This is a genomic window from Alitiscatomonas sp., assembly GCF_037242085.1.
GTDB classification, from domain to species: Bacteria; Bacillota; Clostridia; order Lachnospirales; family Lachnospiraceae; genus Alitiscatomonas; species Alitiscatomonas aceti.
This window is the reverse complement of sequence record NZ_JAXXBR010000027.1, coordinates 1-22,886: the sequence shown is the minus strand read 5'-3', so window position 1 is coordinate 22,886 and position 22,886 is coordinate 1. Positions and strand designations below refer to the sequence as shown.

At 53.7% G+C, this 22,886-nt stretch carries 21 protein-coding genes and 1 other annotated feature; of the genes, 1 reads left to right on the top strand and 20 read right to left on the bottom strand.

From position 1 onward, the window contains the following. Positions 1–198: 198 nt before the first annotated feature. The 11 genes from leuB to WIH05_RS00680 form a co-directional block, all read right to left on the bottom strand. Positions 199–1,284, bottom strand: coding sequence for a 3-isopropylmalate dehydrogenase (leuB, locus tag WIH05_RS00730; RefSeq protein ID WP_022272518.1), 1,086 nt, complete (start codon positions 1,282–1,284; stop codon positions 199–201). A gap of 185 nt (positions 1,285–1,469) precedes the next feature. Beyond that, complete coding sequence (aguB, locus tag WIH05_RS00725; RefSeq protein WP_022272519.1) at positions 1,470–2,336, bottom strand: N-carbamoylputrescine amidase; 867 nt, start codon at positions 2,334–2,336, stop codon at positions 1,470–1,472. A 10-nt stretch (positions 2,337–2,346) separates the two neighbouring features. After that, positions 2,347–3,501, bottom strand: a complete 1,155-nt coding sequence (aguA, locus tag WIH05_RS00720) for an agmatine deiminase (protein WP_022272520.1) — start codon at positions 3,499–3,501, stop codon at positions 2,347–2,349. 39 nt (positions 3,502–3,540) lie between these two features. After that, positions 3,541–4,686, bottom strand: a complete 1,146-nt coding sequence (gene nspC, locus WIH05_RS00715) for a carboxynorspermidine decarboxylase (RefSeq protein WP_022272521.1) — start codon at positions 4,684–4,686, stop codon at positions 3,541–3,543. Positions 4,687–4,749: 63 nt separating this feature from the next. Further along, positions 4,750–6,009, bottom strand: coding sequence for a saccharopine dehydrogenase family protein (locus tag WIH05_RS00710; protein ID WP_022272522.1), 1,260 nt, complete (start codon positions 6,007–6,009; stop codon positions 4,750–4,752). 2 nt (positions 6,010–6,011) lie between these two features. Beyond that, positions 6,012–6,866 (bottom strand): polyamine aminopropyltransferase, encoded by an 855-nt coding sequence (gene speE, locus WIH05_RS00705; protein WP_337424832.1) that lies wholly within the window; start codon positions 6,864–6,866, stop codon positions 6,012–6,014. A gap of 39 nt (positions 6,867–6,905) precedes the next feature. After that, positions 6,906–8,360 carry an aminotransferase class V-fold PLP-dependent enzyme gene (locus WIH05_RS00700; protein WP_022272524.1) on the bottom strand — a complete coding sequence of 485 codons (1,455 nt, stop codon included), beginning with the start codon at positions 8,358–8,360 and terminating at the stop codon, positions 6,906–6,908. Positions 8,361–8,904: 544 nt separating this feature from the next. Then, positions 8,905–9,822: a glutaminase A gene (glsA, locus tag WIH05_RS00695; RefSeq protein WP_337424831.1), complete on the bottom strand. Its 918-nt coding sequence runs from the start codon at positions 9,820–9,822 to the stop codon at positions 8,905–8,907. 42 nt (positions 9,823–9,864) lie between these two features. Then, positions 9,865–11,298, bottom strand: a complete 1,434-nt coding sequence (locus WIH05_RS00690; RefSeq protein WP_022273531.1) for an amidohydrolase — start codon at positions 11,296–11,298, stop codon at positions 9,865–9,867. A gap of 38 nt (positions 11,299–11,336) precedes the next feature. Further along, on the bottom strand, positions 11,337–12,008 hold the full coding sequence (locus WIH05_RS00685) for a hypothetical protein (RefSeq protein WP_022273532.1): 672 nt from the start codon (positions 12,006–12,008) through the stop codon (positions 11,337–11,339). A 12-nt stretch (positions 12,009–12,020) separates the two neighbouring features. Further along, a complete protein-coding gene (locus tag WIH05_RS00680; RefSeq protein WP_022273533.1) occupies positions 12,021–12,734 on the bottom strand; it encodes a DUF5058 family protein in 714 nt (237 codons plus the stop codon). A 171-nt stretch (positions 12,735–12,905) separates the two neighbouring features. On the opposite strand from WIH05_RS00680, the gene WIH05_RS00675 reads away from it, so the two are divergent. Continuing rightward, positions 12,906–13,928, top strand: coding sequence for a LysR family transcriptional regulator (locus WIH05_RS00675; protein WP_337424830.1), 1,023 nt, complete (start codon positions 12,906–12,908; stop codon positions 13,926–13,928). Between the two features lie 68 nt (positions 13,929–13,996). On the opposite strand, the gene WIH05_RS00670 is transcribed toward WIH05_RS00675, so the two are convergent. From WIH05_RS00670 to WIH05_RS00630, 9 genes are all read right to left on the bottom strand, one after another. Further along, positions 13,997–15,733, bottom strand: a complete 1,737-nt coding sequence (locus tag WIH05_RS00670) for a phospho-sugar mutase (RefSeq protein ID WP_022273536.1) — start codon at positions 15,731–15,733, stop codon at positions 13,997–13,999. A gap of 94 nt (positions 15,734–15,827) precedes the next feature. Next, positions 15,828–16,814: a hypothetical protein gene (locus tag WIH05_RS00665; protein ID WP_022273537.1), complete on the bottom strand. Its 987-nt coding sequence runs from the start codon at positions 16,812–16,814 to the stop codon at positions 15,828–15,830. Between the two features lie 148 nt (positions 16,815–16,962). Continuing rightward, positions 16,963–18,192, bottom strand: coding sequence for a CCA tRNA nucleotidyltransferase (locus WIH05_RS00660; protein WP_337424829.1), 1,230 nt, complete (start codon positions 18,190–18,192; stop codon positions 16,963–16,965). Between the two features lie 31 nt (positions 18,193–18,223). After that, positions 18,224–18,796: a biotin transporter BioY gene (locus WIH05_RS00655; RefSeq protein ID WP_022273539.1), complete on the bottom strand. Its 573-nt coding sequence runs from the start codon at positions 18,794–18,796 to the stop codon at positions 18,224–18,226. A 3-nt stretch (positions 18,797–18,799) separates the two neighbouring features. Then, a complete protein-coding gene (gene proS, locus WIH05_RS00650; protein WP_022273540.1) occupies positions 18,800–20,233 on the bottom strand; it encodes a proline--tRNA ligase in 1,434 nt (477 codons plus the stop codon). An 88-nt stretch (positions 20,234–20,321) separates the two neighbouring features. Continuing rightward, positions 20,322–20,572: a binding site (T-box leader), on the bottom strand. A 99-nt stretch (positions 20,573–20,671) separates the two neighbouring features. Continuing rightward, entirely contained in the window at positions 20,672–20,947 is a 276-nt protein-coding gene (gene spoIIID / locus WIH05_RS00645) for a sporulation transcriptional regulator SpoIIID (RefSeq protein ID WP_158357796.1), read from the bottom strand. Positions 20,948–21,323: 376 nt separating this feature from the next. After that, a complete protein-coding gene (locus tag WIH05_RS00640) occupies positions 21,324–21,596 on the bottom strand; it encodes a hypothetical protein (RefSeq protein WP_022273541.1) in 273 nt (90 codons plus the stop codon). Beyond that, the gene (locus WIH05_RS00635) at positions 21,583–21,924 is read right to left on the bottom strand and encodes a nucleotidyltransferase domain-containing protein (RefSeq protein WP_022273542.1); all 342 of its coding nucleotides are present in this window, start codon (positions 21,922–21,924) and stop codon (positions 21,583–21,585) included. The genes WIH05_RS00640 and WIH05_RS00635 overlap by 14 nt, the downstream gene beginning before the upstream one ends. A 36-nt stretch (positions 21,925–21,960) precedes the next feature. Then, the gene (locus tag WIH05_RS00630; protein WP_022273543.1) at positions 21,961–22,740 is read right to left on the bottom strand and encodes a YARHG domain-containing protein; all 780 of its coding nucleotides are present in this window, start codon (positions 22,738–22,740) and stop codon (positions 21,961–21,963) included. Positions 22,741–22,886: the final 146 nt, after the last annotated feature.

Genomic DNA, 22,886 nt, shown 5'->3' with positions numbered 1-22,886 from the left:
TTTTTTTTTTTTTTTTTTGTAAAAAATTTTTATTTTATTTTTCTGTTATCTTTTAATTGTGTTATTGTATAGAATTATTCTGATTATTTGTTTTTCCATGCCTTCTGCACCAGAGCCATATTCCATACAAAAAGGCTGCTGGAAAGGAGAAGCCAAGTCCCCTCCTTTCCAGCAGCCCCCGTATCTGATCCACGGTCCTTATGCGATCTGACTGCAGATCAGGTCGCCCATTTCCTTCGTTCCCGTCTGCTTCATTCCCTCCGCCATAATATCCACTGTCCGATATCCCCCGGCCAGGACCTTTTTCACCGCATTTTCCACCGCTTCCGCTTCCTTATCCAGATCAAAGGAAAACCGCAGCATCATGGCCGCCGAAAGGATGGTGGCAATGGGATTGGCAATGCCCTTTCCCGCAATATCCGGGGCAGAGCCGTGGCTGGGCTCATAAAGGCCGAACTTTCCTTCGTTTAAGCTGGCGGAGGAAAGCATTCCGATGGAGCCGGTGATCATGCTGGCCTCGTCGGACAGGATATCCCCGAACATATTTTCCGTTAAGATCACGTCGAACTGGCCCGGATCCATCACCAGCTGCATGGCGCAGTTGTCCACCAGCATGTTCTCCAGAGCCACCTCCGGATAATCTGCCGCCACCTCCGCCACCACCTTTCTCCAGAGCCTGGAGGAGTCCAGCACATTGGCCTTATCCACGCTGGTGACCTTCTTCTTTCTCTTCATGGCCGTTTCAAAGGCCTTCACCGCCACACGGCGGATCTCCGTCTCATTGTAGACCAGGGTATCCGTGGCCTGCATGATTCCGTTGACCTCCTCTGTATGACGTTCCCCGAAGTACAGGCCTCCGGTCAGCTCCCGGACGATGACCATATCAAAGCCGTCTCCGATGATCTCCCGCTTTAACGGGCAGGCGTCCTCCAGCCCGTCATACAGACAGGCAGGCCGGATATTGGCAAAGAGGTTCAGCCCCTTCCGGATCGCCAGGAGCCCGGCCTCCGGACGCAGCTCAGGAGCCACATCATACCAGCGGGAATTGCCCACATGGCCGCCCACGGCTCCAAGCAGGACGGAATCGCTGTTTTTTGCTGTTTCCAGGGCCTCCTTTGTCAGCGGTACGCCGTATTTGTCAATGGAAACGCCGCCCATATCCACTTCTGTGTAATGGAACGTATGGCCGAAGACCTGGCCCACCCGGTCCAGAACCTTTTTGGCCTCTGTGACGATCTCCGGCCCGATGCCGTCGCCGGGGATCACTGCGATCCTGTATTCCATAAGATATTCCTCCGTCTATTCCCTGTGATGTCCTTTATCTTATCCCATTCCCCCGGCCTTTTCAATGGCAGCACCCGTTTTCGTGTATACATATTTGTCATGGCATCCATAACCGACGGCCAGAAAAGATCCGCAGATCCCGCCGGGCGGGCCAGTTCCTTCATCTGCCTGCCGCCCGCCCCGGCCTACTCCTTATACAGCTCCGGTCTCCGGTCCCGGAACAATCCCCAGGAGAGGCGGTCCTCCGCCAGGGCGTCCAGATCGAAGGAGGCGGTGATCACGCCCTCCGAATCCCGGTCCATGGATGTTACCAGTTCTCCCGTTCCGTCGGTGATAAAGGAGGAGCCATAGAACCGGAGGGAAGAACTCTGGTTTCCATTTTCCGCACAGGGCTCCACCGTCTCCAGGCCCACCCGGTTGGCGGCGATCACCGGCATCAGATTGCAGGCGCTGTGGCCCTGCATACACCGTCTCCAGTGGGGCATGCTGTCCACCTCCAGGATCGGCTCGCTGCCGATGGCTGTTGGGTAGAATAAGATCTCTGCGCCCTTTACGGCCATGAACCTGGCCGTCTCCGGGAACCACTGGTCCCAGCAGATGCCCACGCCGATGACAGCGTACCGGGTCTTAAAGGCTTTAAAGCCCGTATCGCCCGGAGTGAAATAAAATTTTTCCTGATAATAATGGTCGTCGGGGATGTGTGTCTTTCTGTAGATCCCCAGATTCTCCCCGTCCGCATCCAGAATGGCCACAGTATTGAACAGGCGGTTTTTGTCCCTCTCATAAAAGCTGATGGGGAGCACCACAGAAAGCTCCTTCGCCACCTTTGAAAAATGGCGCACCGCATCGTTTTCCTCCACAGGCTTTGCATACCCGTAATATTCATATCTGCGCTCCTGGCAGAAATAGGGCCGTTCAAACAGCTCCGGGAGAAGGATGATCTGCGCTCCCTCTGCCGCCGCCTTCCGCACCAGGGCCTCGGCCCTGGCGATATTTTCTTCTGCATTTTCCGTGCAGCGCATCTGCACTGCCGCCACAGTTACCTTACGCATAAAAACCTCCTTATAAAGACTCACAGACGCCGGACGCAGGGATCTGCTGGGTGATGCAGTGGATGTTGCCTCCGCCCAGAAGAATATTCCTGGCTGCCACCGGATGCACCTTCCGTCCCGGGAACAGCTCCGCCAGGATCCTTACTGCCGTCTCATCGTTTTCGTCTCCGAACTGGGGTACGACCACCCCGCCGTTGGAAATATAAAAATTCACATAGCTGGCTGCCAGACGCTCTCCGGCCTCCCGCACGTCCTCGCCAGGCTCAAATTCATAGCCCTTGAGATCCTCCTCCGTAACACAGATAGGCGTTTTAGGAATCGGAAGCTTATGGACCTGGAGCCTGCGGCCACAGGCGTCCACAGAAGCCTCCAGAGCCTTTAGGCAGGCCATGGACAGCTCATACTGGGGATCCGCCTCGTCATCGGTCCAGGCCAGTACCACATGGCCCGGGGCTGTGAAGGCACAGATATTATCCACATGCTCGTTGGTCTCGTCGTTATAGATCCCCCGGGGCAGCCAGATGACCTTTTTCCCTCCCAGATATGAGAGGAGCCTTTCTTCGATCTCCTCCTTCGTAAGCTCCGGATTCCTCCCGGCGCTTAAAAGGCAGGATTCTGTCACCAGGATGGTCCCCTGGCCGTCGCTGTGGATGGAGCCGCCCTCCAGCACAAAGGGATGGGCCTCATAGCACTCATACCCCAGGGCCTCACAGAACTGCTCCGCCACCTGGTCGTCTTTTTCCCAATGGGCATACAGACCGTCCACGGTTCCGCCCCAGGCGTTGAATTCCCAGTCGATGCCCCGGACGTCCCCTGCCCTATTCTTCACAAAGGTGGGGCCCACGTCCCTGGCCCAGGCATCGTCAGATCCCATTTCCAGCACATGGATCCGGGCTCCGGTCCCTGGCGTTTCCGCCGCGGCCTCCCCCGTGACCCCCAGGGCCGTCCTGGCGTCCTCAGCCACGTCCGGCTCTGCCAGCATATATACGTCCTCGCTCTCTGCAATGGCATGGGCCACGTTCTTAAACGCCTCCCTGGCCTTTACCGCTCCGTAATTCCAGCTTCCGGGACGTTTGGGCCAGATCATGATGCAGCCTCTGTGGGGTTCAAATTCTCCGGGCATGGAATATCCCTCTTCTCCCGGTATTCCCATTAATTTCTTCATAATTTTCTGTACTCTCCTGTTTTAAAAAGGCGGCCGCATTTACGCCAGCCGCCCTTTAAAGTCTTCGTATCCGAATTCCCGGATCACCTTACAGTTTCCGTCCTCCTCCATCACAGCAATGGCCGGCAGGGCCATGCCGTTGAAGGTATTGTTCTTCACCATGGAATAAATGGCCATATCCTCAAAATACAGCTTATCTCCCACATGGATCTCATGGTCAAAGGAATAATCCCCGATCACATCCCCGGCCAGGCAGGTACAGGAGGACAGGCGGTAGGTATACGCCTTCTCTCCCGGCTTCCCGGAATCCTTAAGGGGCGGCCGGTAGGGCATTTCCAACACATCCGGCATATGACAGGCCGCCGAAGCGTCCAGCACCAGAGTGGAGATCCCGTTCTCCACAATGTCCATAACCTCGGTCACCAGATAGCCTGCATTTAAGGCAATGGCCTCCCCCGGCTCCAGGTATACCTGTACGCCGTAGGTCTCCTTTATATGGAGGATGCACCGCTCCAGACGGGCGATATCGTAGTCCGGCCGGGTGATGTGGTGGCCGCCGCCCATATTGAGCCATTCAATGTTGGGGAGCTCCAGGTATTTCCCGAACTTTTCCTCCACCGCTGCCAGAGTCGTCTCCAGATCGTCGGCGTTCTGCTCGCAGAGGGTATGGAAATGGAGGCCGGAAAGCTCTCCGGCCAGATGCTCCGGGAAGTTTTCCAAGGTCACTCCCAGACGGGAGCCAGGAGCGCAGGGATCATAAATGGCGTGATCCCCCTGGGTGGAGCACTCCGGATTGATCCTGAGTCCCACGCCCACGCCGTTTTTTCTGCATACCGGAAGGAATTTTTCCAGCTGGGCCGCAGAATTGAAGATCACATGGTCGCAGATCCCGGCGATCTCCTCAAATTCAGCCGCTTTAAAGGCCGGGGCGAACACATGGGTCTCCAGGCCAAAGGGCTCTCCCATCTCCTCATAGCCCAGCCGCGCCTCATAAAGGCCGCTGGCCGTGGTACCGTCCAGATAGTCTGCGATCCGCGGGTATTCATAAAAACAGGAGAATGCCTTCTGGGCCAGCAGGATCCTGCATTCCGTGCGGTCCCTTACGCCTGCCAGAATTTCCAGATTCTCCTTCAGCTTCTTTTCATCGATCACATAGCACGGAGTCGGAAGCTCATGTATGTTCATGGTCACACCTCTGTCATTTTAAAAAGGGCCGCCGAAAGCCACGCCTTCAGCGGCCCGCCGTTTTTACTCTACGGTCTGGGGATTTTCGTCCACTACCCACGGAAGTCCCCACTTATTTAAGGCCTCCATATACGGATCGGGATCGAACTCCTCTACATTGAATACGCCCTTGCCGTTCCATTTTCCTGTCACCATCATCATGGCGCCGATCATGGCCGGTACGCCGGTGGTGTAGGAAACAGCCTGGGAGCCCACCTCTTTATAGCATTCCTGATGGTCGCAGACATTGTAGATATAAATGGTCTTTTCCTTTCCGTCCTTTACGCCGGTGAAGATACAGCCGATGTTGGTCTTTCCGACGGTTCTGGGACCTAAGGATGCGGGGTCCGGTAAAAGGGCCTTTAAGAACTGGATCGGAACGATCTCCTGGCCGTTATATTCCACCGGAGAGGTGGATAACATGCCCACGTTCTCCAGGCATTTCATATGGGTCAGATAGCTCTGGCCGAAGGTCATGAAGAAACGGATCCGCTTTACGCCCGGGATGTTCTTTGCCAGGGCCTCGATCTCCTCGTGATGTAAAAGGTACATATCCTTCTGGCCCACCTGGGGGAAGTTGTACTCTCTCTTGATCTCCATGGGCTCTGTCTCTACCCAGTGGCCGTTCTCCCAGTAGGAGCCGTTGGCAGAAACCTCCCGGAGGTTGATCTCAGGATTAAAGTTGGTGGCGAAGGGGTAGCCGTGGTCGCCGCCGTTGCAGTCTAAGATGTCGATGGTGTGGATCTCGTCAAAGTAGTGCTTTAAGGCGTAGGCAGTAAACACGCTGGTCACGCCCGGGTCGAAGCCGGTGCCTAAAAGAGCCATCAGGCCGGCCTTCTCGAATCTCTCTTTATATGCCCACTGCCAGGAATAGTCAAAATATGCTGTGAAGCCCTCTTCCTTACAGCGTTTTTCATAAATGGCCCTCCACTCCGGATCGTCCGTGTCCTCGGGCTCATAGTTGGCGGTGTCAATGTAGTTGACTCCTGCCTTTAAGCAGGCGTCCATGATGGTCAGATCCTGGTAGGGAAGAGCCAGGTTTAATACTGCGTCCGGCTTATAGGACTCCATTAAGGCTGCCAGCTCGTCCACATTGTCGGCATCCACCTTCGCTGTGGTGATCTTTGTGGAGGTCTTTCCCTCCAGCTCTGCCTTTAAGGCCTCACACTTGGAGACCGTACGGCTGGCGATCATGATCTCCGTAAATACCTCGCTGTTCTGGCAGCATTTATGGACTGCCACAGAAGCGACGCCACCGCATCCGATAATCAGTAATCTGCTCATTTTTATTGTTCCTCCTCTTCTAATAGATCCTCCACATATTTGGGCAGCATAAAGGCTCCCATATGAAGATGGGTCGTGTAATACCATGTTTCTATCTTAAGACCATTCCACTCCTTAGGCTTGAAATCCTTGATGGGATGATACTTTTTCGATGCAAAGCCAAACAGCCAGTAGCCCGACGGACAGGTGGGGATGTGGGCCTGGTAGACGCGGCTGATGGGGAAGGAACGGAACGCCTTCCTGTGCATGCTGCGGCAGGCCGCCTCGTCCTCGTCATAGAAGGGGCTTCCATGCTGGTAGACCGTGATCCCGTCGTCCTTTAAGGCATTGTAGCAGCTTCCGTAAAATTCCTTTGTGAACAGGCCCTCCGTATGGCCGAAGGGGTCTGTGGAATCGTTGATGATCAGGTCATAGATCCCCTTTTTATTTCTCAGGAAGCGCAGGCCGTCGTCATAATGGATCTTCACCCTCTCATCATCCAGGGCGCAGGCCACCTCCGGGAAATATTCCCGGCATACGTCCACGAACATCCGGTCCGTTTCCACCACGTCGATGCTCTCGATGGATTTATACTGCAACAGCTCCTTGGCAACGCCGCCGTCGCCGCCGCCGATGATCAGCACATTCTTCACATGGGGATGGACGGCCATGGGCACATGGGTCACCATCTCATCATAAATAAACTCATCTTTTTCAGAGAATACGATCTCCCCGTCCAGGGAAATAAACTTTCCAAACTCCTCGGAGTCAAACACATCGATCCTCTGATATTCGCTTTCTCCGGAAAAAAGCTGTTTTTCGATCCGGACAGAAAGCTTTACGTTTCCCGTATGCAGCTCTGAAAACCAGAATTCCATTCTGCACCTCCCAGTCTCCTTAGTATTGCCGTACCGGCTCTAAATATTTGCCAGGACCATTAAATGCTCCACAGCCGGATCCTCAGTTCCCTGCATGGAGCAGCCCTTTTCCTTGGCATACATGATATATTCCACAATGTCGTCGGTGATCATCTCGCCGGGGGCCAGGATCGGGATTCCCGGCGGATAGCACATCACGAACTCTGCACAGACCCTTCCCGAGGATTTTTCCACCGGAAGGGAGATCTTATCAGAATAAAAGGCCTTCTGGGGCGACATGACCACCTTGGGGGAGATATATTCCCCTGATAAAAGGCCTGTGCTGTCTTTTTTATACAAACGTTCAATATCCGCCAGAGCGCCCACCAGACGTTCAATATCCTGGATCCTGTCACCGATGGAGATATAGGCCAGAATATTGCTGATATCTCCGAATTCGATCTGGATATCGTACTCGTCCCTTAAAAGGTCGTAGACCTCGATGCCCGCCAGGCCGATATCCCTTGTATATACGGAAAGCTTGGTCACGTCGTAGTCAAATACGCTGTTGCCGTTGACCAGCTCCTTTCCATAAGCGTAGTAGCCGCCGATGGAGTTGATCTCACTCCTGGCGTACTCCGCCATATCCACTACCTTTCCAAAGGATTCCTCACCCCTTAAGGCCAGGTTCCGCCTGGAAATATCCAGGCTGGACAACAGCAGGTAGGAGGCGCTGGTGGTCTGGGTCAGGTTGATGATCTGACGCACATAATCGGCGTTGACCCCTTTATTTAACAGGAGCAGAGAGCTCTGGGTCAGGCTTCCGCCGGATTTATGCATAGACACCGCCGCCAGATCCGCTCCGGCCTCCATGGCAGACACCGGAAGATTTTTTCCAAAGTACAGGTGGGTCCCGTGGGCCTCGTCAGCCAGGACCTTCATTCCCCTGGCGTGGGCCAGTTCCACGATGGTCTTAATATCCGAGCAGATCCCATAGTAGGTGGGGTTGTTCACAAAGACGGCCACAGCGTCCGGATTGTCCTCAATGGCCTGGCGGACCTTGTCCACCTCCATCCCCAGGGAGATCCCCAGCTTCTGGTTCACATCCGGGTTCACATAGACTGGGACGGCTCCGCAGAGCACCATGGCGTTAATGACGCTTTTATGGACGTTCCGGGGGAGGATGATCTTATCTCCTGCACGGCAGACGGAAAGGATCATGGTCTGGACCGCAGACGTGGTGCCTCCTACCATCAGATAGGCTCCGGCTGCGCCGAAGGCCTCTGCCGCCAGCTCCTCTGCCTCCTTGATCACAGATACCGGGTGGCACAGATTATCCAACGGCTTCATGGAATTCACATCCAGGGACACACATTTTTCGCCCAGAAGCTGCACCAGCTCCGGGTTTCCTCTTCCTCTTTTGTGGCCCGGCACGTCAAAGGGGACCACTCTCTTTTTCTTGAACGCCTCCAGTGCTTCATAAATGGGGGCTCTCTTCTGTTTCTCTCTATCCATTCCCAAATCCCTTTCCATTTTCCCATATGCAGGAAACGATCCTTTTCCGCAGGCTTCCTATGTTAAAAAAGGCAGATGATGCAATCCATCATCTGCCTTACGATTCCTATTCCGAGAAACGGGCGTGTACGGTCCAGTGCCGTTTTCCGTTTCTTAATGACCGTTATCGTTTCCGATGCTTCAATCGCAAATATATGTTTCCTGCTCTTATTGACCGTTTCACAAGATGATGTGCGCACTGCGCGTTGATTATAAAGTGATCAGCTTATAAAATTTGAGCTTTTAACTCAATCAATAATGCGGTTTCCCGCGCCGGCGTTTGACCCGCCTGTCCGTGTGGGCTTGACTTCCGCCTTTCTGAGCGCGAAAGTGGTCACAAATACATTTGCATGAAAACGATAATGTCTCTTCACACTGGAAATATCATAACTCATTCTGTCATGATATGTCAAGCGTTTTTTGATTCCCGTCCCAGCAGGCCGCTTCCCGGCCGCTGGAAGCCGCGGCTCACTGAAAGGCCAGTGAACGGCAGCGCTGCCGGAGATCACTGCTCGGCTGCGAACATATGAAGGTTCAGCTCCTTGGAAAGATACTCCAGGACGTGGCTTCCGCCGATGCTGTTGCCCTTTTCATTGAGGGCCGGTCCATAGATGCCGATGCCCATGCACTTTTCCACCACAGCCAGGATGCCGCCGCCGACGCCGCTCTTGGAGGGGATCCCCACCCGGACGGCGAACTCGCCGGAGCCGTCGTACATGCCGCAGGTCAGCATAATGGTCTTGGCCACCTGGACAGCGTATTTGTCAATGAGCCGTTCTCCTGTCTCCGGATGCCTGCCTCCGTTGGACAGCACCAGCCCCAGGCCGGCCAGGCTCTCTGCCGTGACGCTTAAGGAGCACATCCGCGTATAAAGCTCCAGGCTCTTTTCCACATCGCTTTCCAGGATGCCCTTGCTCTGGAGCAGGTAGGCGATGGCCCGGTTCCTGGCGCAGTGGTCCATCTCAGACCGGAATACCTTTTCGTCCATGACGATGTCCTTGTCGAGACAGAGACGTCTGGCGTAGTTTAACATATCCTCAAAGCTCACGTCGGGCACCAGATAGCCGGCAGTGGTGATGGCTCCTGCATTGATCATGGGATTAAAAGGCTTATCGCTGGTAAGATCCAGCTTTACCAGAGAGTTGAACGCATCGCCCGAAGGCTCCATGTTCATCTTCTCAAACACCTTATCGAACCCACAGTGCTGGAGCGCCACCATCAGGGTAATCACTTTGGAGATACTCTGGATCGTAAACCGCTCCTTCGTGTCTCCGGCGGAAAACGTTTCCATTCCCCTGGTCCGGATGCAGACGCCCAGATGGTTTTTATCTGCTTTGGCCAGCTCCGGGATATAGGAGGCGCACTCCCCCTCCGGAATATATTTCCGTCCGATCTCCAATGCATTTTCAAGTATTTTCTGCATGTTTTCACCTCTATTTTCCTGCCGGCTTTCTGCCCGCAGGGTTTATTCGTTCAGTCTCGGTCCCACGCCGTCGGGGATCGGGCATTCATAGACGCCGCCAGTCTCTCCAAGCCACTCTTCCCTGGCTCTCTTTACCAGTTCCGGATCCTCAAAGAGCATGATCCCGGCCAGTGCCATGGCCTTCCCGGCCGTCAGCATGGCTTTGTGGGCGATCTCCGTATTTCCATGAGCCGTCATCTGCCAGGTATGAGCCGCTGTTCCGAAGGTGGCCGTGGCCGTGGTCAGCTGGGCCGTAGGCATCACATAGCTGGCATCCCCCACATCGGTGGAGCCAGGCAGCACCCTGCCTGCCCATACCAGCGGCTCGATCCTTGTATTCAGCGGCCGCTCCATAAAGGCCTCCGCCTCCTGGCCATATTTTTTCTTCACAGCCGCCTTTTTGGCCTCCAGCTCATCGGCTGTGGCCGTTTCTGTAAAGAACCTTTTCGCCAGGGCAAAATCGGCCTCATCAAACTCTGGTCCCCCAACCTCTTCCAGGGCCTCGTAAAGCACCTCCGAAAGGACATGGTTGGGGATAAAATCAGAAAGTCCCGCGTAAAGCTCATAGGTCATTTCCGTTCCAGTCATCTTTGCAGCTCCCTCGGCCACATCGATGACCCGCTTATAGATCTCCTGCACCTGCCAGGACTTGGGAGCGCGGATAAAGTAGTGGACCCGGCTGTGGCCCTGTACCACATTGGGGGCAATGCCTCCCACATCCCGGTACGCGTAGTGGATCCTGGCGTCGGAGATAATGTGCTCTCTTAAGTAGTTGACGCCCACGCTCATGAGCTCGGCGGCATCCAGAGCAGAGCGGCCCAGCTCCGGCGCAGCGGCAGCGTGGGAAGTAACGCCCTTGAAATTAAAGAACACGCTCACATTGGCCAGGGAGGAGGTGGTCCATACGGCATTGGCCGTATCCGGATGCCAGGTCAGGGCCGCATCCACGCCTTCAAAGATCCCGTCTCTGGCCATGATGGTCTTTCCGTTTCCCTTTTCCTCACTGGGACATCCAAAAAGGATCACGGTCCCCTTCCCCGGATTCTCCTCCAGGTATGCCTTCACTGCCAGGGCTGCAGCCAGGGTCCCCGCGCCTAAAAGGTTGTGGCCGCAGCCATGGCCGTCGGGATTTTCCCCGCAGACTGGCTTTCTCTCTGTGCAGCCGCCCACCTGGGAAAGCTCCGGAAGCGCGTCGTACTCGGCCAGAAAGCCCACCACCGGCTTTCCGCTTCCATAGGCGGCCTTAAAGGCCGTGGGCATTCCGGCAATGCCCATCTCCACTGCAAAGCCCTCCTTCTCCAGGACCTGCTGGTACAGCTTTGCCGTTTCGAACTCATGGAAGCCTGTCTCCGCAAAATCAAAGATCCGGTCGCTGACCTCCACCACCAGATCCTGCTTCCGGCTGACGGCATTTAACACAAACTCTTTCCTGTTCATAATGATGCTCCTTTCCGTTTCTTCCTTGTCCAGTTTCTTTATCCAATGATCTTTTTCTTAAACAGCCCGTAGGAATACAGCGCTGAAAGTACGATCACTCCCACCATAATGTAGCTCTGGTTGCTGGAGAAAAAGCTCCTTCCCACCACAAAGATCAGGATCACCGGCAGGATAATGGGTACGATGGCCTGCTTCGGCGCCTTTAAGATATATGGGAATAACAGGGCGCCGATGAGGGCAGGCACCATGTTCTGGAATGCGGGCTGTAAAAACGGATTGTTGTACACCGGCGCAAAAATCGGAGCCAGGAACAGCATTCCTAAAAATACGATAGCCGTGGTCACAAATGTAGAGGCAGCTACGGCGATCATAGCCACCACGTCAGCCTTTTCACTGCCCGGCGCGTGACCGGCCACCTCCATGGCGTTGACAGCCGCCGGAACCTTCATATTGCTCACATTGCCAGTCACACAGGCCATATAAAGAGCGCCGCTGCCGATGATGGGCATAAAGGACAGGTTCTCACAGATCCCGCTGATACTGAAGGTCAGAAGGATCGGAAACGCATTCTGTAAGATCTGCGGAATATTCATGGGGATATGGTTGACCATGGCCAGCACAAAGGGAACGGCCATGAAGCTTACCAGGGCACAGATCACCGTGAGTCTGCCGATGGTATGGATCCGGTCGTGAAAACTTCTTTCTTTCATCTTCTCTTCCTCCTAAACGATCATTGCATTGACAATACAGGATGCGAACATTCCCACCAGCATGCTTAAGGGGAATGCGAACTCCTTCAGCTTTTTGCGGCCGGCAGCCAGCTTATTGACACCGATGGCCGTGACTCCGGCCACCAGGATCGCAGCGACCGCCGGAAGGCTGGAAAAGTTTGTCAGATGGGGGGCCGCCATGGTGCCGTACATTCCCAGGAACATGGCCGTGGTAATAACCGGAACCAGAGCTGCGTTGCCGCTCTTTAAGGATTCCACCTTTTTGTCATAGCTCTTTAAGAAGAATACGTTGAAGATGTTTCCTCCAAGGATACCGATGGTGACCACAAAGAGGATGAATACAAATACGTCCACCGGGATCTCTCCTGCGGTGATGGATTCCAGGCCGAAGGCCTCTGCCGCCATATTGGCCACCATAGTCTCGTAGACAGCGGAGCCTACGACGCTTAAGCGAAGCCAAGGGAAATACCGCCCAAGGGCCGGTACCAGCAGCAGATAGCTCACGATAATGGGGAGTGACGGAATGATGGAAAAGATGGCGCTGCTCCGCGCAGCCTCCTTCATTTCCTCTTTGGTCATGTTCAGCTCTTTTCCGCGTTTAAAAGCGGCTGCCATGAAGATCACGGGCTGCAGCAGAACGATCAGGATCGTGAGCCCGCAAAGGACCGCCATTAACGGGCTGTTGGCCAGTTTCAGATGTGTCATACTTTTTTCCTCCTAAAATTTCCCGTTCCGGAAAGATGGATACGGACCGATCCATTTGGGTTGACAGATATCCCAAACAGTCATACACTGATTATATGAAAATCGGTGAATTTTGACAAATACCCCATTTTCATTACGACATAACTATTTCATTATGGATGGAGGAATTTCATGAATCTACAGCATCTGGAATACCTGATCGAAATTGAAAACTGCGGTTCTATTTCCAAGGCAGCCAGACGCCTTTTCGTCACCCAGCCCTACTTAAGCCGGATCCTTAAGGAGGTGGAGTCGGAATATGGAATCACAGTCTTTACCCGTGAAAAGACCGGTATCACCCCCACAGACAGCGGACGGCTGTTCCTGGATATGGCCAGGGACCTGTTAGACGATGCCGGCAACTTTCAAAGGATCTTCCGGGAACGGGCCGACCATTACCGTCTGAGAGTCTCGGCCTGTACCTGCTCCCACCCCAACGACGCGTTTATCCGCATGGTGAAATCCATTCCGGACATACCGCTCCGGCTCTCATACAGAGAAAGCTCCCCCCGCATCGTCATCGGAGATGTCTATTCCAACCGGGCTGATGTGGGAGTTCTTATGTATCTGGCCCACACCCGCAGCCAGATCGAAGAGCTTTTGTCCTTCCGCCACCTGGAGGAGCATTTTCTCTTCTCCTCCCGGGCCCAGCTCTTCTGCCGGGAGGACCACCCGATCTTAAAGGAAAAGGATTCTCTGACCATGGAAAAGATCTGCCAGTACAATTTTGCCCTGTATCCGGTGGAGGCGGGAAATGCCCGGGCCCTGGAGAGCGTCTACAACAATATGGATCTGAATTTCATCAACTGGAACCAGATCCGGCAGATCGTCTATGTGGAGAGCCGTTCCGCCCTCCATACGCTGCTCCTGCGCACCGACTATCTCGGCGTCGGGATCCTGCCGATCCTGGACCAGGAGAAAAATTATCATATCGTGTCCATTCCGCTGCCGGACAGCATCCTGTCCGCAGAAAAAGGGCGTTCCAATTATATCTGCAGCTATATCTTCCCCAAAGGAAAGGAGCTTCCCAAGGCTGCCAGGGCATACATTACCTTCCTGGAACAGTGCTATGGGCAGAATTCTGATTATATCCGCCAGATGCCCGAGGCCCAAAAAAGCATGGAAGAAATCCAGCGGCTGGAGGAAGAGGATTAAACCGCAGGGCTGCCGCAAAAAAGCTGGTTCTCAGCTTCCCTTCTGCGGCAGCCCCTTCGGTTCGCTTTTTACAGCATCTTATTTACAAGCTCTGTCAGCTCTGCTCCCATCTTTTCGGATCTTGCGTCTGCGTCCTCCATGGAGGCTCCCTTCACTCCATAGTAAAACTTGATCTTAGGCTCTGTACCGGACGGGCGGACACAAAGCCATGCGCCGTCGTTCATCTCATAGTAGAGCACGTTGGCAGAGGGAAGGCCTGTGGGGCGGACAGCGCCCGAAGCCATGTCCATAATGGTCCCGGCCTTATAATCCCGGGCCGCAGTTACTGTATAGTCTCCCAGGGTCTTAGGCGGCTCCTGGCGGAAGTTTTCCATGATCTCCTGGATCTTTGCCAGACCCTCGATGCCCTTTAAGCCGATGGATTTTACGGTGTCCTTATAGTAGCCGTACTTCTCATACATGGCCACCATGGCATCCCATAAGGTCATTCCCTTTTCTTTATAATAAGCGGCAGCCTCGCAGAGTGCGGCGGTAGCGGAGATAGCGTCCTTATCCCGGGCATAGGTACCGATCAGGCAGCCATAGCTTTCTTCCATGCCGAACATATAGGTGCCTTTTCCTGTCTGCTCCTCCTTTAAGATCTGCTGGCCGATATACTTAAAGCCTGTGAGCACCTCCACCAACTCACAGCCGTAATGCTCAGCCACGGCGTTCACCAGGTTGGTGGTCACGATGGATTTGATGACCTGTCCGTCCGCCGGGATCTGGCCCTTGGCCTGCTTCTGGCCCAGCACATAATCACATAACAGGGAACCGGACATGTTTCCGGTCAGAGGATGGTATTCCCCGGTCTTTGCATCCTTTACGTAAACGCCCAGACGGTCCGCGTCGGGATCAGTGGCCAGGACCAGATCGGCGTTCTTCTCCTTCGCCAGCTTTAAGCCCAGGGCAAAGGCCTCCTCCGCCTCCGGGTTGGGATAGCTGACCGTGGGGAAGTTTCCATCGGGCAGCTCCTGCTCCGGAACCACGTATACATTTTCAAAGCCCAACTCCTTCATGACCCGTCTGGCCGGAATATTTCCGGTGCCGTGGAGCGGAGTGTAGATAATGGTGATGTCCTTCTGCATCCGGTCAATGGCGTCCTGGTTCACCACCTGGGCCTTTACGTTCTCAATATATTTATCGTCGATCTCTTTGCCGATCACCTGGAATTTTCCGGCTCTTAAGGCCTCCTCCTCCGAGGTGGTCTTTACTGTGGAAAGATCCTCGATGGCCAGGACCTCCTCCAGCACGCCCTTATCATGGGGCGGGGTGAACTGGGCGCCGTCCTCCCAGTATACCTTATAGCCGTTGTATTCCGGCGGATTGTGGCTGGCAGTGATATTGATGCCGGCGATGCAGCCCAGTTCACGGACCGCAAAGGAAAGCTCCGGCGTGGGGCGCAGGGATTCAAACTTGTAGGCCTTGATCCCGTTGGCCGCCAGGGTCATGGCTGCCTCCATGGCAAACTCCGGGGACATTCTCCTGGAATCAAAGGCAATGGCAACGCCCTTTTCCTCTCCACCCTGTTTTTTTATATAATTGGCAAGGCCCTGGGTCGCCCGGCGGACTGTATAAATATTCATACGGTTGATGCCCGCGCCGATGATGCCGCGCAGGCCCGCGGTACCGAATTCCAGATCCATATAGAACCGCTCTTTGATCTCATTTTCATCGTCTGCAATGGCCCTCAGCTCATTTTTCGTATCCTCGTCGAAATACGGGTCCGCAAGCCACTGCTCATAGATCTTCATGTAATCTTTCATGTGCTTTTTCACTCCCTCAATCTTTCTTTTTGTCCGCAGAACCAAAGTTGTCTCATGGTGCCATTATACTTCATTTATCTGAAAAAAGAAAGCATTAAATAATGCCGTCCACAAACCGTTTCCGGTTCTTTTCCTGGGCCTTCAGGCTTTCGATCTTTTCCGTATTCCTGGCCGGGATCCATGCTTTATTGGCATTATAATAGAAGTTGATCTGCTTCCAGTATTTCTCCGGATACAGGAACATGAAATACAGGCACTCCCGCTCCATCCGGCTCATGGGAAGCACCCGCTCATATGCCTCCAGCATCCCATTTCCCAGCCCGCAGTCCCAGTTGTGCTTCTCCATGACCTTCCGCATGAAATAATAAAGATCCTCCACCTGGAGCCCCAGATGCATCCGTCCGAACCCGGTGACGGCCACATAATCCCGTCCCATGAGAATATGGTGCTGGTTCAGCTCCCCGTGGCAGATGGAATACCGCTCCGTCCATCCCTTTTCGTCCCCGGGATACAGCTTTTTCATCCCCTCCGCCGCCAGAACGGCCTGCTGGTAAAAGGGCTCAAAGCTGGCAATGACGCAGAGCTCAAACTCGTTTTTCTGCTGTTTTCCCCGGATAAAGGCCCTGGCCTTCTTAAGCTCCCTGTTATGCTTTTCCATGGCCATAAAAAGAGGCGGGGACACCATGGACTTCATGTTCCACTCCTCCCTGGGCTCCACCTTTCTCAAAAGCTTATGGAGTACGGCGATCTGGCGCACCGCAGAAAGGATCTCTCCCGTATCCTTCAGATCGCATTCCCGGTCAGAAAACCAGTCCTTCACCACGTATCTGATTCCGTCGGAGGCAGTGGATAAAAGCTCTCCCTCTTTATTCCTCACATACTGGTCCACCCTGAGGCTTCCGGCTCCGGCCACGGCCCCCAGCACCAGTTCCTCAAACTCCAGGCGCTTTACGCTGCCTCTGTATTCCTTCAGAAGCTTCAGCCCCCGGTCCGTCTCAAAGATCCAGGCTCCGCGGCCCTTCCGCATGGACTCCACGTTTAACTCATACTGTCCGGCCACCTCTGTATTCCAGTCATTCATCCTGATCCCCTCCATATCCCTTCTGAACTACTTCCAGAATATGAAAGGGCCGGCCAGAATATGAGGACATTTTGGCCAGCCCATGGTTTCGCTCACAGATGAAATTTTTTCTGGGATCCCTCCAGTCCGGAAACGCAGACCTTCCCGCTCAGCCCCGGAGCTTTTCCAGCAGAAGCTCCCTCCGGTTTAAGGATGGGTCCTCCAGCACCAGTTCCAGCAGACGCCTGAGGGTCTCTCCGATCTCCTTTCCCTCCATACCGGCTGCCAGCAGGTCGCCGCCTCCCACAGCCAGCTCCTTTAAGGATACGCAGTCCCCATCTTTTTCGATCTCCTCCCAAAGCCTGCGGATCTCTTCTGTCTGGGGGTCTTTATCCAGAGCCTTAAGCCGCAGACAGCCGTCAAACTGGTACGGCGTCATCCGGCTTAAAAACCTTCGGATCCCGGCCTTTTCGGGCCCCAGAGGCGCCTGGGCAGCCCCTGCCATAACCTTTCCGTTATCCACAGTCTCGTTGTCCAGCTTAAGGCCCTTCAGGATCCGGCGCACCATGTCCGGCTCCATATGGCGCAGGAATCCGGCCCAGCGCATGGATTTCTCCGGCGGAAGGAGAGCCAGGCAGGAAAAGGGCTCCGGCCTGGATATCCCTCCGGCCATCCTCTCCCGCTCGGTCTGGAATACCAGGGGGAAATCTCCGGTCACATAGGGACTGATCCCCGTGTCCTCCACCATGGCGATCTTTTCCGGATGGGCGGAGGTCAGCAGCTTGGTAAGCTCCACCTGGATCCGCTCCTTGCTGACATTTTTAAGGTTCGGTGCGATCTCCCGGATGGCTCCATACGTCTCCCCTTCGATGGAAAATCCCAGCTGGGCTGCGAACCGGATGGCCCGGAGGATCCGCAAAGCGTCCTCTGTGAACCGGTCCCGGGGACAGCCCACGCACCGGATCACCTTTTTCTCCAGATCCCCCATGCCGTCAAAGGCGTCCACGATCCCGGTTTCATGGCTGTACGCCATGGCGTTGATGGTAAAGTCCCGGCGTTTCAGATCCTCCAGAAGGCTGGATGTGAATTCCACAAAATCCGGGTGACGGCCGTCCCGGTACTCTCCGTCGATGCGGTAGGTGGTCACCTCATAGCCCTTGCGGTTTTTAATGATGGTGACCGTCCCGTGCTGCAGCCCTGTATCCACAGTCTTCCCGAAGATCTCCTTCACCTCTTCCGGCTTTGCGGAGGTGGTGATATCCCAGTCTCCAGGAGTCCGGCCCAGAAGAGTATCCCGGACGCAGCCGCCTACGGCAAAGGCCTCGAAGCCCCGTTCCCGTATTTTTTTTATGATCCATTCTGCCTCATAGGGCATTTCTATCCTTACATCCCGATTCATGGTCCTCCGCCTTTCCTGGCTGCACAGTCTGTCAGCCCCGCATATCAGAAAACACAGGCATCAGTCTTTTGGCCAGCGCAGCCGCCAGCACACAGAGCACAAAGTCCTCGCCCACAGTCAGCAGGAAGCAGTTGATGAACACCAGCTTCCAGCTGACAGCCGCCTGGAGCACATAATTGCTGCATACATAAAACCAGACCATGCCGCAGGCATAATCCGCAATCAGCCCCCAGACCGCCGAAAACAGAAGCCAGCCAAAAGAGTTCTGGCGGTGCAGCTCATGGATCCGCCCTGTCAGATATCCAGCGGCAGCAAATCCCATCAGAAACCCAAAGGTGGGCTTCAGCAGATAGGAAAGGCCGCCGCCGGAAGCAAACACCGGAATACCCAGGAGTCCCACCGCCAGATATGTGCATACGCTGAACAGCGCGCCCTTTGAGCCAAGGAGAAGCCCCGCCAGCAGCACGAAAAAGAACTGAAGGGTAAAGTGCATGGGCACCGGCTGGACCGGGATCGTGATCTTAAGAAACGCCCCGGCCGCGATCAGCGCCGTAAACAGCCCTCCATAGGCCAGGTCCTTTACGGACCGTCTGTTTTCTTTCATATATTAGTATGCCTTGCCCCAGTACACCATCTTTGTGGCCGGCTTTCCACAGTATACACAGGTATCAGCCAGCTTTTCCTGCTTAAAGGGCATGCAGCGGGAGGTCACGCCCACTTCTTCCTTTAATTTATCCTCGCATTCCTGGCAGCCGCACCACATGGCCCGGATAAAGCCCGGCTTGTTGTCGGCAATGTCCTTCATCTCCTCCAGGCTGTGGGCGTCGTAAGTGTGGGCGTCCCTGTGGGCCTTTGCCCGCTCAAACATATCGTGCTGGATGGTCTCTAAAAGCTCGCCCACCTTTGCGGGGATCTCGTCGATGGCCACTGTGATCTTCTCATGGGTATCACGGCGCACCAGAACGGCCTGGCCAGCCTCAATGTCCTTGGGCCCTAACTCCACACGCACCGGGATCCCGCGCATTTCGGACTCGGAGAACTTCCAGCCCGGGCTCTTGTCGGAATCGTCCACCTTCACGCGGAAATTGGAGAGCATGTCCTTCACTTCCAGCGTTTTTTCCATTACGCCCTCCAGATTCTGGCGGATCGGAACGATCACCACCTGGGTGGGAGCCACCTTCGGCGGAAGCACAAGTCCCTCGTTGTCGCCGTGTACCATGATGATGGCGCCGATCATACGGGTGGTCATGCCCCAGGAAGTCTGGTGCACATATTTTAACTGATTGTCCTTATCGGAATACTGGATGCCGAAGGCCTTGGCAAAGCCGTCACCAAAGTTATGGCTGGTACCAGACTGGAGCGCCTTTCCGTCATGCATCAGCGCCTCGATGGTATAAGTGGCCTCTGCACCGGCAAATTTCTCCTTATCCGTCTTCTGGCCGCGGACCACCGGGATCGCCAGGAAGTCCTCGCAGAAATCTGCATATAAATTTAACATCTGGATGGTGCGCTCTTCCGCTTCCTCGGCTGTGGCGTGGGCAGTGTGGCCCTCCTGCCATAAGAACTCTCTGGAGCGGAGGAAGGGTCTTGTGGTCTTCTCCCATCTCACAACGGAGCACCACTGGTTGTATACCTTGGGAAGATCCCGGTAGGAGTGGATATCCCCTGCATAAAAATCGCAGAATAAAGTTTCAGATGTGGGTCTTACACAGAGACGCTCCTGTAAAGGCTCCAGGCCGCCGTGGGTCACCCAGGCAACCTCCGGTGCAAAGCCCTCCACATGATCCTTTTCCTTCTGAAGCAGGCTCTCCGGAATAAATAAGGGCATATATACATTCTTTACGCCGGTCTCCTTAAATCTCTTATCCAGCTCATTCTGGATATTCTCCCACAGGGCGTAGCCGTCGGGCTTAATGACCATGCAGCCCTTTACGCTGGCATAATCGCACAGCTCCGCCTTTTTTACCACATCCGTATACCACTGGGCGAAATCCTCTTCCATGGAAGTGATCGCTTCCACCATCTTCTTTTCCTTTGCCATGATGATCCTCCTTTATATTCTGTGCTGTCCGGGCGGCCGTCGGTTCCCATAAAGCGGGCCGGCTAAAACAAAAAAGCTGCCAGCCCCATAAAGGGACCGACAGCCGGCGTTACCACCCAATTTAGTTCCCGGACCTGCCGGAAACTCTCTCTTTTTCCGCTAACGCCGGAAATACGTTATGCTTCACAGGAACGGGGACATCCGCTTACTCCTCCGTCCGGTTTCCTGCCCGCATAAAGCTCCGGGACCGGTTTCAACGACGCGTACATAAAGGCTCCCACCGCCGCCTTCTCTCTGGGATGCCGCATTCCGTTTACTTTTTCCCTTCACTGCTTTTTCATATAGGTCTTATGTCCACTGATTTTAAAGGATTTTCAGTGGTTTGTCAAGTACCTGGATGGCCTGCCGGAGACAGCTTTTTCCATTCCCCTATCCGGGTCATCTGTTTTCCCGGCTGCAGGCCTGCAGCCGGTGCTCATATTTCTCCTTGGTGGCCAGTCCGCCGCGGATGTGGCGCTCCGCCTTGTTGATGTCCAGCACCACCCGGGCCTGGGCCGCCAGGGCGGGATTGATGTGGGTGAGGCGGTCGGTGACGTCTTTATGTACCGTACTCTTCGATATCCCAAACTTTTTCGCCGTCTGGCGCACCGTAGCATTCTCGTCTATGATGTAATTGGCGATCTGGACCGCCCGTTCTTCGATATATTCCTTCATGGGTCTTCCCCTGGGAACGTTTTGTACATCATATGTACCCCGTGGAGCTGTTATGACCGCAGACCGGCGGCTTTCTTACATTTCTGCCGGATCCCTCCACAAAAACATCCGCAGAGGTGAATCTGTTTTTCGGATAGAACCGTCTTCAGGCGATCCTCTGCTCCAGAATCTTAATAACTAATCGTTTCTTTGCACTTCCTTCACTGGAAACCGATCCGGTGTGATACACCGCTTCCCACCACAGCCGATACATACCTGGTCCATCGTTCCCTGTTACAGGAAAATAAAAATATTGATCTTGATCATTCTAGCTTTTCTCCTTGCATTTCTGTATAAAAAAGGAGTACCCGCAATGGATACTCCTCTCTGGATCATTTTATAATTCTTCTGCGTCTCTCCGTTCCACAATGAATCTTTTGGCATAATCCAAAAGGTCTTTCGCTGTCTCAATCTGTTTCTGCGTCCCGCCTTTGGATGCTATATAAAACGGATCATAATCACTGGAATGACGGATTTCTTCTGCCTGCACGATCCGTCTCCCCATCGTTTTCGGGAATATTTCTGATGCCAGATCCTCCTCTGCAATCTGCAAACGGTGGAATACCAGTTCCCACTTACCGCCTGTATCCAGTTCATCAGGCAGCTTCATACAACGATACCCCCTCTTCCTTTACATTCCTGTAAAATGGATACGCAGCACTCCACTTGAAGAAATTCTGTATATTCTTCACAACCGGCATCATCCAGATATCATGACCAACGTTATACTCGAATCCCAGTTCCGAAAGTTCATCTGAAAACTGCCCAGTCTCCTCCTCATTCAGATCAACCAGGATCATAAGGTCCACATCTGAATCTTCCGTAAAATCGCCCCGGGCATACGAGCCATATAAAATAACCTGTTTTAAGTGTGTTCCGTATATCTTCTGTACCGAATCCACATACTGTAAGATCAAGTTTTTCATTTCATCTGTCATGAATACCGTGCCCCCTCCAAGCCTGCTACATCGTTACTACGGAAAATCTTCTGTTTTCTGATAAATGCCTTCAAATCCCGGGAAATTCATGCCGCCAGTATTGTCTGACGACAGGATCTCGATCGGATCCTTTCCGTTATAAGTAAAATGAACATTTTCCGCAAACTCACTGCTTGCTGACATTGTCCCATCTTCCAGATACGCGATTATACCGGTAAATTCCCCATAGCTATCCATATAGGAACCCGTCAAGGAAAGATAGTCTTCACCGCTATCCGAATAGCAGCCGCCTTCTGCTGTAATGCCGCCTTCGCCTAAATCCATATAGTATGTGCCATACATCCAGTTTTCTTCAAATACCTGTTCTGAACCGTTTTTTCCATCCCGGACCTCTGCCAAAAAATCGATATTCTTATTTTCGCAGTCATTCATAATGCTGCTTTCTACCGCGCTAAATTCCTCTGCAGAATATTTCGGCTCATACCAGGATCTGGATGCGAAATATACATTTAAATCTTCTGACTGGAATATTCTTCCGTGGCGTGCATAAATTTCATTCAGGGCAATTCGGATTTCTTCCTCGCTTAACCCTGTCACATCCTCTTCTGTCAGGCAGCGTGTATCGCTGTCGGGAAGAATGTATTCGGAAGCATCCATCTCATTTTCTGCCTCTATTGCAGCAGCTGTTTCTACCACCTCTTTTGAATAGGATTCGGAAACCGTGTCCTCTATACTTTCCCTCTCTTCATTCTGTAACAGTTTTTTGGTCTGGAACGCTTCATACCCATCATAGAATTCCTGCATATCAGAAATCATATAATGCTTCTATATTCATACCTGACACCTGCAGTTCTCAATACACAAATTCCATTTTGCCGAAATATATTTCTAACTTTCCCTATTTTATAGGCTTTCCAGCCTGTGCATTAGCGAAACGATATGTATTTTCCCTTATTTTTGCC